This is a genomic window from Bradyrhizobium sp. (assembly GCF_019242285.1).
Classification (GTDB): Bacteria; Pseudomonadota; Alphaproteobacteria; order Rhizobiales; family Xanthobacteraceae; genus Bradyrhizobium.
In genome coordinates this window covers 1-8,914 of the sequence record NZ_JAFAVV010000886.1, presented here as the reverse complement: position 1 = coordinate 8,914, position 8,914 = coordinate 1, and the positions used below count along the sequence as shown (strand labels likewise).

The following is an 8,914-nucleotide window of genomic DNA, read 5'->3' as shown; positions in this document are numbered from 1 at the left end:
CGATCGAAATTCAACAAAGTTGATGCGGGAGCAAAGCATCTTTGAAAGACTGAGGTGCGCCAGCAGCACTGGCGCGTCCCAAAGTGAGTAACCTGCCCTGCGCCTTGTCCCAAGGAGCGGGGCTTCTTTTCGGCCCAAGAGTTGGAGTGGCTGAAGGGACGCTCGCCCCGCGTCCGTCACGGTCGGCCCTGCGACCGCGGTCGGGACATGCCGGTCAGCCGGCGCTCGATCGACCCAGCTCACGGATATGCGGTGGCATCATTCATCCAGCGTAGCGTTTCCTCCTCGGTCCAGCCGGGAACGGCGAAGCTCCTACGCTCCGGAATGGGCGCACGCTGGGCTTGGCCGCGATGAGCGACGATGACATGGCGGCCGCGGGAATGACGCGCGCTGGCAGCGCTGGCAGAAGCAGTCAGGGCAATCAGCACACCCAAGATCAAAGCCGATCGCATTGTCTTTGCTCCAAGAGGCCTCGCTACGTCACGTATGCAAAGGCGGACACTGTTTAAGCCGTGCCGGCTTCACTTTGGCGGCATCACCTGTGGCGCCGCTGGCGTGCCATGCTCCACCAGTAAATGTCCGAGCCGTTCAGCGCGCGGGCGACAGCCTCCATGCGTTACTGATATCATTGCCCTTCTGACCGGCGCGGACGGTCGCGCTGACCGGGACTTGTCTTTCGTGGTTTCAGGCCCTATTCAATGAGCCTCGATATTGGAAAAAGCTCGTATGACCTCCGCCCCTACCCGTCCCACCATGCGAATGCCCGCCCCGCAGGAGATGTGCTGGAGGGATTGACGGCGCGCACGCGCCGGTCGGACGAAGCGGACCCGAGCCCTCCCTTCCTGCGGAGGGCTTTTTGATTCCAGGGGTCCGCATTCTCTTCCGAACGGAGTGCGTCATGACCCGATATCTCATCACCAGCGCGTTACCCTATATCAACGGCATCAAGCATCTCGGCAATCTCGCGGGCTCGCTGCTGCCCGCCGACGTCCATGCCCGCTTTCGGCGCCAGACCGGTGCCGAGACGCTGTTCATCTGCGCCACCGACGAGCACGGCACGCCGGCGGAGCTCGCCGCCGATGCGGCCGGCGCGGACGTCGCCACCTACTGTGCGCGCCAGCACGCGGTGCAGGCCGACATCTGCCGCCGGTTCAATTTGTCGTTCGATCATTTCGGCCGGTCGTCCTCGGCACAGAACCGTGCGCTGACACAGCATTTCTTTGCCCGGCTCGAAGCCAACGGCTTCATCGAGGCGCGGACGCTGCAACAGGTGTTCAGCACGGCCGACGACCGCTTCCTGCCGGATCGCTACGTCGTCGGCACCTGCCCGCATTGCGGCTCGAACCGCGCCCGCGGCGACCAGTGCGAGGCCTGCACGCGGCCTCTTGATCCTTCGGAGCTCATTGCGCCCCGCTCGGCGATCTCTGGCTCGACCGCGCTCGAACTGCGGCCGACGCGGCACCTGTTCCTGCGGCAGTCCGCGCTCGAAGGCGAGTTGCGCGCCTGGCTCGCCTCGCGCGCCGACTGGCCGCCGCTCGTCACGTCGATCGCCAGGAAATGGCTCGACGAGGGCATCCGCGACCGCTGCATCACCCGCGACCTTTCGTGGGGCGTGCCGGTGCCGAGGCCTGGCTTCGAAGACAAGGTGTTCTATGTCTGGTTCGACGCACCGATCGCCTATATCGCGGCAACCCGGGAATGGGCGGACCAGGACCCTGCGCGGCGCGCCTGGCGGCGCTGGTGGCTCTGCACGGACGACGTGCGCTACGTGCAGTTTCTCGGCAAGGACAACGTGCCGTTCCATGCGGTGAGCTTTCCCTGCACACTGCTCGGCTCGCGTGAGAACTGGAAAACGGTGGACGTCATCAAGGGCGTCAACTGGCTGACCCATGAAGGCGGCAAGTTCTCGACCAGCGCCGGCCGCGGCGTCTTCCTCGACCAGGCGCTCGACCTGCTGCCGGCCGACCGCTGGCGCTGGTGGCTCACCGCGCACGCGCCGGAGACGGCGGACACCGACTTCGCCTTCGCTCGCTTCGCGGCCGACGTCGATCATGATCTCGCCGACACTCTTGGCAACTTCGTGCAGCGGGTGCTCAGCTTCGTGGTCTCCCGTTACGGCGGCGTGGTGCCGGATGGCGGCAGATCCGGGACCGATGAACGGGCGCTTGCCGAGCAGATCAGCCGCCTCACGGAGCAGCTTCGCAGAGAGCATGAGGCGCTGGCGCTGCGCCGGACCGCCGACGCGGTCCGCGCGATCTGGAAGGCGGCCAACGCCTATCTCGTCGCCCGCGCCCCCTGGACCCTGATCAAGTCGGAGCCGGACCAGGCTGCGCTCGTCGTCCGCATCGCGATCAATCTGCTGGGCATCTGCGCGCGGGCGGCATGGCCGATCATCCCGGAGGCGGCGGAAAAAGTGCTCGCCGCCATTGGCGAGCACGAGGACGTCCCGCCCTTCCCGTCCGCCAGCGATCTCGGCCGCATTCCACCCGGCCGCCGCATCAGCCATCCCGGCCCGCTGTTCGCGAAGCTCGGGCCGGATTGGGCGCAAGCGCAGCGGGTTCGGTTCGCCGGCGGGCGCCCGGCACCGGAAGAGCTGGCGGTTATCCCCAGGAGCTGATGCAATCAATGCTTGATTCGTAACCCGACGCTACCGAAACTCGGGGCACCTGAGGTGTCCCATGGACTGGAAGAAAGAACGCGACGCACTGCTCGCCCAGACGATGGCCTTCGTGCAATCGGTCACGGGCAAGGCCGAGATAGCGGCAAGGCCGCGGACGCCGGCAGCGCCTCTGCCCCAGCCCGCCGTGCCGCCAGCCTCGCTCGGTCGGCAGGACGCCCGCGCGAAGCCCGCACCGACCGAAAAGCCGCCGGAAGCCGTCGCGCCCCCCGCCGTCACCCGGCCTGAGCAGCTCGCGCCGCTCTCGCTGCCGCAGACCGACCTGAAGCGCGAGATCCAGGATCGCATCGCGAGCTTCCGCGCGCACCAGGAGCGGTTCAACCGTGAGCGAGCGGAATATTTCAACGCCACGCTGGCCAAGCTCCGCACCACGATCGACGAGGGACCCGCCTCGCCACGCGGCAACGACTAGCGAAGGGGTCAGCCCTCGATCTTCGCCAGCACCGGCAGCAGGTAGGTCAGGAACGCGGAGGCATTCTCGCTCATGGGGAAGTGGCCGAGGCCCTTCATGATGGTGACCTCGCAGCCCGCGATACTTCGCCCGACCGCGAGCGTCTCCTCCGGGGTGCAGGAATAGTCGTACTCGCCCGACAGCAGGAACAACGGGCAGCGGCTGGTGTCGATGTCGGACACGCGCTCGCGGATATCGCCGTCGATCTTGTAGAAGTAGAGATCGCCCTTGAACACGCCCGGACCGCCCTGCATGTAGTGCCATAGCGTCTCCCAGCGCTCGGCCTCCGGCGCATCGGGCCCGACCAGGCCGGACACGATCGCGCCGCAGACCTCGCCGCCATGCACGTCACTCCGGTGCAGGAAGTTCAGGTCGTAATAGGGATCGACATGCGCGCCGGCCTGCAGCCCGATGATGGCGCGGAAGCGCTCGGAATGCTCCAGCGCCAGATGCAGCGCGATGCGGCCGCCGATCGAGCAGCCGATCAGGATCGGCCGCTCCAGGGCGAGCGCCTCCATCACCGTCAGGATCATCTCGGTATAGTGCGCCAAGGTGAGCTGGTATTCCTCCTCGTGCCAGCCCTCCGGCGGCGAGGACTTGCCATGCCAGGGCATGTCGAAGGCGATGACGCGATGGCGCGCGGTGATGCGCGCATCGTTCATCAGCGCACGGTACTGCCGGCCATCGGCGCCGGCGGTGTGCAGGCAGAGCAGCGGCGTGCCTCGGCCTGCTTCCTCGACATAGAGACGGTGCGGCCGCCCGAGCAACTCCAGGCGCAGATAGCGGCCGATGATCGGCTCGAATGTCGCCGTCATGCACCGACCCTCTCGGCGCGCAGCTTCGCGAGCGCTTCCTTGAAGTAGCGCAGGTTCGCCATGAAAATTTTCAGGTCGCCTTCGGCTCTCAGCACCCGCCGCTTGATCAGCGCCATCAGGTCGTTCGAGCCCGGCGGCGGCCGCGCGCTCCAGAATTTCTCCCACTCCGCCGCCGGCGCGCGCAGCGCGAACGACCAGGACGGCATCACGAACGGCCCCGGGACCACGGACACCACCGTGCCCTCGGCGATCGCGATCAGCCAAGAGGTCTCACCTATCTCCAACAGGAACGTCGTGGTCAGGTAACGTCCATGCCGCACCAGCACCGCATCATCATTGATCCGTGCCTTCAGCGTCTCGAGCATGCGCATCTCCGTCCACCGGAGTCCCGGCTCGTCTCCATGATGAACGGAACGGTCGTGGCGTCAACCACCGCAGGATCCCAAGGCAGTCTTCGAGTCGATCGCCTCGGGCGCCAGCCTGCGCGACCGCCCGGCCCAGCACCAGGCCGGCGGCGAGCGCCAGGAGCGTCAATCCAAGAATCGTATTCCATGGCATGAAGCAATTTCCTTCGACCAGGTGCCGCTGCGAGAAAAATCAGCGCCCGGTGCCGAACGTCGCGTCGTAGCGAACCGGCGGGCGCGCAACGGCCTTGGTGTTTCGAGCGGAGGACCGTCGAACACCTGCTCACTCTCGTGGAGCCAGCAGCGGCGGTGCCATCGCGATGACGTGAGCTTCGGCCAGGCGCACGCCGGGTTATTCTATGACTTCGGTTTCATGTGCTGCTATTCTCCTGGCTGTCGCGGTGGCCTTGCACAGGTCAGTTCGCCTGTTCGACGCATGATCATCACGAGGCGGTGTTTCATCTAGGAAAGCCGCATGGCGCGGTCTTGGGCAGGAGTGCAGACGATATGGCCGACAGTGCGAGCGCGGGCCAGCGCGGCGGCCTGGACCGGGCTTCTCGGGCCGATGGACCGACCATGGTCTGGTCCACCGACGGAATTCCTCCGCCGGCGCGCTTTTCGTACTGGCGCGACGTGGTCCGCAGCGCGGCCATGGGTTTTTTCGGCACGCCGGAGGCGGTCTCCCCCGGCGAATTCTCCGCGCGTGTCGAGCTCCGCAGTTGCGGTCCGCTTCGCTTCATGCTGGCAGAGTCGAGGACGAGCTATCAGATCGTTCGCACGCGCCGGGACGTTGCCAACGCCTCCGATCACTATGCGCTCTATCTGCAACTCAGCGGAGAGACGACCTCGATCGTGGGCGGAGAGGCGGTCAAGCTCCACCCCGGCGACATCGGATTTTGCGAAGGCCGGGAATACCGCGCCCAGCACGGCGGCCGGTGCGCGATCGCGATGGTGCCGCTTGCCATGATGGAGCGGCGGGCGCCCTGGCTGCGCGACCGTCCGCACCGCAAGCTCGCCTCCGATGCGCGCTTTGCCGCTCATTTGAGGCTTCACATGATGGAGCTTGCCGGCAACGACTCACCGCTCGGCGACGCCGAGACCAGCCTGCTGGCGGAGAGTCTCTGCAACCTCGTGGCGCTGGCGGGCACCGACGGGATCCCGTCGCGGCGGCTGGAGGCGGAGTTGAAGGTCGAGGCGCTGCTGGCCTTCTGCCGGCAGAATCTTCATGACCCCGAACTGTCGCCCCAGCAGGCGGCCGACCGCCTCAGCATCTCGGTCAGGACCCTTCACTCGCGCTTCAGGCTGACCGGCCGGACGTTCGGGCAATGGCTGCTCGAAAACAGGCTTCAGGGCTGCAGCCACGCGCTGCGTGATCCCAGGCAGCGGGTGCTGAACATCTCGGAGCTCGCCTATCGCTGGGGGTTCAACGACCTGTCCTATTTCAACAGGACGTTCAGGGCGCATTTCGACATGACGCCCCGCGAATGGCGGAACGGTTCCGAAGCCTCATAAGGCGCGGCGCCCTGACGGGCGACCGGTCGCATCTTTACAGGAACACGCAGACCAGCGCGAGGTTGGCTGCGCAGGCGACCATCAGGCCGATCGCCAGCCCCAGCGGCGTCCGATCACAGAAGGTCTGCCGGTTGTCGGTTCCCATGGCCTGAATCATCCGGCGATTCTGGGTCAAGAGTCCCGCGGATTCTTTTTTCCGGCGTTTACATCTCGTTAAGGACTCAGAATGGGCTCAAACAGCTGTTCACGGATCCGATTCCAGCCCTCGGCTTGCCGCAACTGAACTCTTCCCTACGCGTTAATCGATTGTTCACCGGAGCCGATTCCGATGCCGTATGCGCTGTTCTGCAACGAGGCCAAGCTGAGCAAGTCCTATCCGACGGAGGCGGACGTCTGGTGGCTCGCCAAGCAAAGCGGTCTCGTCGTCGATGCGGCCACCGATGAGGGCAAACCGGCGCCCCGGCCGGTGCTGGACAACGACTACGAGATCAGGCCCTGCCGGCCGGAACCTCAGGAAGACCCCGCACAGAACAAGCTGGACGCCGAACGCCAAGCCCAGCATGATATCCAGTTCCTGTCCTGAACGGAGGACCGGCGGCCCCGACCAACTTTCAGATTCAGCCAGTGGCACACCCCTGCTCCCGCAGGCGTGGAGCAATCCTATCTAAGCACAGGGGTCGTTTCACCCCCCGAGTGGGGGAAGGTCGGATCGCATCGCCAGATCGTGAGAGCGACTTACGGCGTCGCCACCGCCAGCGACGCCTGCTCGGCGGTGAGAGGGATACAGACCCGCTTGCGGTGCAGGCCCCTGATCGCGCCGGTCACCTTGAGCACCTTGCCGGACGGGCAGGACCCGTCCTGAACGAAGGCAACCTCATACGGCGCGAGCATCAGCGGCTCCGATTTCAGGATGGTTTGAGCCGCGCAAGGCACCACCATCGCCGACGCGACCAGTACCGACGCCAAAATACGCATATTCGTTGTCCCACAGCCGGCTGATGCTCTAATAGCGCATCTGGGCGACAAGTTTCACGCGCCCGCAAAAATATTTTTGCCGCGCGTCAAACAGGCGCTTGCTGTTTGTTGAGTCGACGGGCCGACGCTGGGCCGGCCCTTCGAGGAGACTTCAACACCCTCAGTATTTCGCGCCGACCGGCCCACCCCAGCCGAACCGATAGTTGACGCCGACCTTGACCGAGTGCTCGTCGTCGCGGAAGCGCGATCCAACGATCTCGGCCGGACCCCCGGTAAAGGTCGTCGTGCCGAAATTGTAGTATTGGTATTCTGCCTTGGCCGACCAGCTCGGCGCGAACATATATTCCAGGCCGGCGCCGACGGTCCAGCCGCTCTGCTGGGCGCCGGTCGTGGTGAAGGGAGCCGGCGTTCCGGCAACGCTCACACCGATATTGGGATTGTCGCGCCAGGCATAGCCGCCCTTGGCGTACAGCAGCCCCGGTCCCCAGGTGTAGCCGACACGACCGGTGACGGAGCCCAATTGGTCGTTCCGGCCCGTGACAAGGGTGCCGCCGGGAAACAGCACGCCGGTGTTGTTGCTGTTCATCCAGCTATACTGGGCCTCGATGCCGCCGACGAAATTGGATGAGAACTGGTAGTCGAAGCCGCCTTGCACGCCGCCCATGAAGCGTGCGTCGTTGCCCATGAGGTTGTTATTGCCGTCGGTGAAAACCCCGCCGACATGGCCGCCGATATAGAAGCCCGTCCAATTGTAGACCACGGCCGGGGGCGTATAGACCGGCGCCTTGGCGTAGGGCCGCGGCGGCAGGTCCGCCGCCAGCGCAGGGCTTGCAAAAAGGCCCAGGGCGGCTGCGCTAAGCAAAAGCCTTTTCATGAGAATTCCCCAGTTTCGTCCATTGACGTGTCTCAACAACGTGGCCTCTTTTTGGTTGCTTCACGGCGATGCCGCAGCTGTGATCGTCCTTGACCGTGGCCGTAAAGCAACAATCGTCTTTCGTTCCCCCGTCGGAAGAATTTTCTGTCTCAAGGCGCGGTTCCGCCCTTAATTATGTCGTGATTGTGAAAGGCCGGTTCAAGGGACCGTAAAAGGCAGCCCAGCCGTCACAAAGACGCGATTGCTGGCTCAGCGCGACATCTTTTCCAGCTCCGGAAACGGCCCATAGGCGGCGCCGGCGCAGAGGTCGCCCGGGTTGGGCGCGATCCGGTCGAGCCGGCCGTCGACATAGACCACGGCGCGTACCCGCGGGTCGCGATAGGTCCCGTCGGACTCCCGCGCCGCAAAGCGCAGGCAGCTCACATAGCGGTTTCTGCCGCCGACCACGCGCTGGACCGGGTCGGCCATCTCCGCCGCCCGCACGGCTGCGGGATCGTTGAGATAGGTGTGCATGAAGGCCACGAGTTCGGTGCGGTGGTTGGTCGGAAACGGCTGAACGGCGTTGCTGTCCTCCACGAAGGAGGTGCTTCTGGTCTCGTCGCTGTCCATGCAGCCGGCGAGCGCCAGCGGCAGCAGCAGAACGAAGTGCCTCGCCAAGTGCCTTGCCGATGTCCCCAATTGCAAACCCGTGGTCTCGAGAGTCCGCAGCCCCGCGCTTTCGTTCTAGACCCGGACCAACCCGAAGCAAATTCACATTTCGCAGGGAGGACACGGGCACCGGCCCGCCCGCAAGCGGGGGACGTTGTTGCGGGCGAGCCGGACCTTCGATCCCGGCGCGGTGGGGGCAATGTGGGATTGAGCCGCGCCGGGAATGAATCAGCCGCGCTTGGTCGCGGCCGCGGCGTGCTTGTAGCTCACCTTCGCCTTGGTCGGGTGCTTGTAGCTCACCTTGGACTTCGCCTTCAGCGCGCCGGTCTTGATGCCGTGCACCTTCCGGTGCTGCGCATAGTGATGCCGACGGTGCTTCCTGTGGCTGAGCTTCTTGACGTGAGCCTTCACTTGGGCCTTGGGCGCCTCGGCCTTGTCGGACTTGTTGTCGGCGTTGACCTGCGCGATCCGGGTCGTGGGCGCCTTCGTAAGCTTGCCGGAGCTCGTGGCGAGCGCCGGCGCGGCGAGCATGGAAACGGCGAGCAGGGCTGCGGAAAT

At 65.3% G+C, this 8,914-nt stretch carries 11 protein-coding genes; 4 read left to right on the top strand and 7 right to left on the bottom strand.

From position 1 onward, the window contains the following. Window positions 1-239 precede the first annotated feature (239 nt). Window positions 240-452 (bottom strand): hypothetical protein, encoded by a 213-nt coding sequence (locus JOY90_RS36495; protein ID WP_291695934.1) that lies wholly within the window; start codon window positions 450-452, stop codon window positions 240-242. A gap of 446 nt (window positions 453-898) precedes the next feature. Here JOY90_RS36495 and metG point away from each other — a divergent pair, with 446 nt between their 5' ends. Both metG and JOY90_RS36485 read left to right on the top strand, forming a co-directional pair. Continuing rightward, on the top strand, window positions 899-2,617 hold the full coding sequence (metG, locus tag JOY90_RS36490; protein ID WP_291695933.1) for a methionine--tRNA ligase: 1,719 nt from the start codon (window positions 899-901) through the stop codon (window positions 2,615-2,617). A 61-nt stretch (window positions 2,618-2,678) separates the two neighbouring features. Continuing rightward, on the top strand, window positions 2,679-3,089 hold the full coding sequence (locus JOY90_RS36485; protein ID WP_291695932.1) for a hypothetical protein: 411 nt from the start codon (window positions 2,679-2,681) through the stop codon (window positions 3,087-3,089). Between the two features lie 8 nt (window positions 3,090-3,097). On the opposite strand, the gene JOY90_RS36480 is transcribed toward JOY90_RS36485, so the two are convergent. Further along, window positions 3,098-3,943, bottom strand: a complete 846-nt coding sequence (locus JOY90_RS36480) for an alpha/beta hydrolase (RefSeq protein WP_291695931.1) — start codon at window positions 3,941-3,943, stop codon at window positions 3,098-3,100. Further along, window positions 3,940-4,308: a hypothetical protein gene (locus tag JOY90_RS36475; RefSeq protein WP_291695930.1), complete on the bottom strand. Its 369-nt coding sequence runs from the start codon at window positions 4,306-4,308 to the stop codon at window positions 3,940-3,942. Before JOY90_RS36475 ends, JOY90_RS36480 begins: the two co-directional genes overlap by 4 nt. A 546-nt stretch (window positions 4,309-4,854) precedes the next feature. Here JOY90_RS36475 and JOY90_RS36470 point away from each other — a divergent pair. Both JOY90_RS36470 and JOY90_RS36465 read left to right on the top strand, forming a co-directional pair. Next, window positions 4,855-5,859 (top strand): helix-turn-helix domain-containing protein, encoded by a 1,005-nt coding sequence (locus JOY90_RS36470; RefSeq protein WP_291695929.1) that lies wholly within the window; start codon window positions 4,855-4,857, stop codon window positions 5,857-5,859. 328 nt (window positions 5,860-6,187) lie between these two features. After that, window positions 6,188-6,442, top strand: coding sequence for a hypothetical protein (locus tag JOY90_RS36465; RefSeq protein ID WP_291695928.1), 255 nt, complete (start codon window positions 6,188-6,190; stop codon window positions 6,440-6,442). Between the two features lie 152 nt (window positions 6,443-6,594). Here JOY90_RS36465 and JOY90_RS36460 read toward each other — a convergent pair whose 3' ends face one another. From JOY90_RS36460 to JOY90_RS36445, 4 genes are all read right to left on the bottom strand, one after another. Next, the gene (locus JOY90_RS36460; protein ID WP_291695927.1) at window positions 6,595-6,834 is read right to left on the bottom strand and encodes a DUF6719 family protein; all 240 of its coding nucleotides are present in this window, start codon (window positions 6,832-6,834) and stop codon (window positions 6,595-6,597) included. A gap of 160 nt (window positions 6,835-6,994) precedes the next feature. Beyond that, window positions 6,995-7,708, bottom strand: a complete 714-nt coding sequence (locus JOY90_RS36455) for an outer membrane beta-barrel protein (protein ID WP_291695926.1) — start codon at window positions 7,706-7,708, stop codon at window positions 6,995-6,997. Window positions 7,709-7,957: 249 nt separating this feature from the next. After that, window positions 7,958-8,365 carry a hypothetical protein gene (locus tag JOY90_RS36450; RefSeq protein WP_367277040.1) on the bottom strand — a complete coding sequence of 136 codons (408 nt, stop codon included), beginning with the start codon at window positions 8,363-8,365 and terminating at the stop codon, window positions 7,958-7,960. A 219-nt stretch (window positions 8,366-8,584) separates the two neighbouring features. After that, window positions 8,585-8,914 (bottom strand): hypothetical protein (locus JOY90_RS36445; RefSeq protein ID WP_291695925.1); only part of this gene is annotated, 330 nt, incomplete at its 5' end.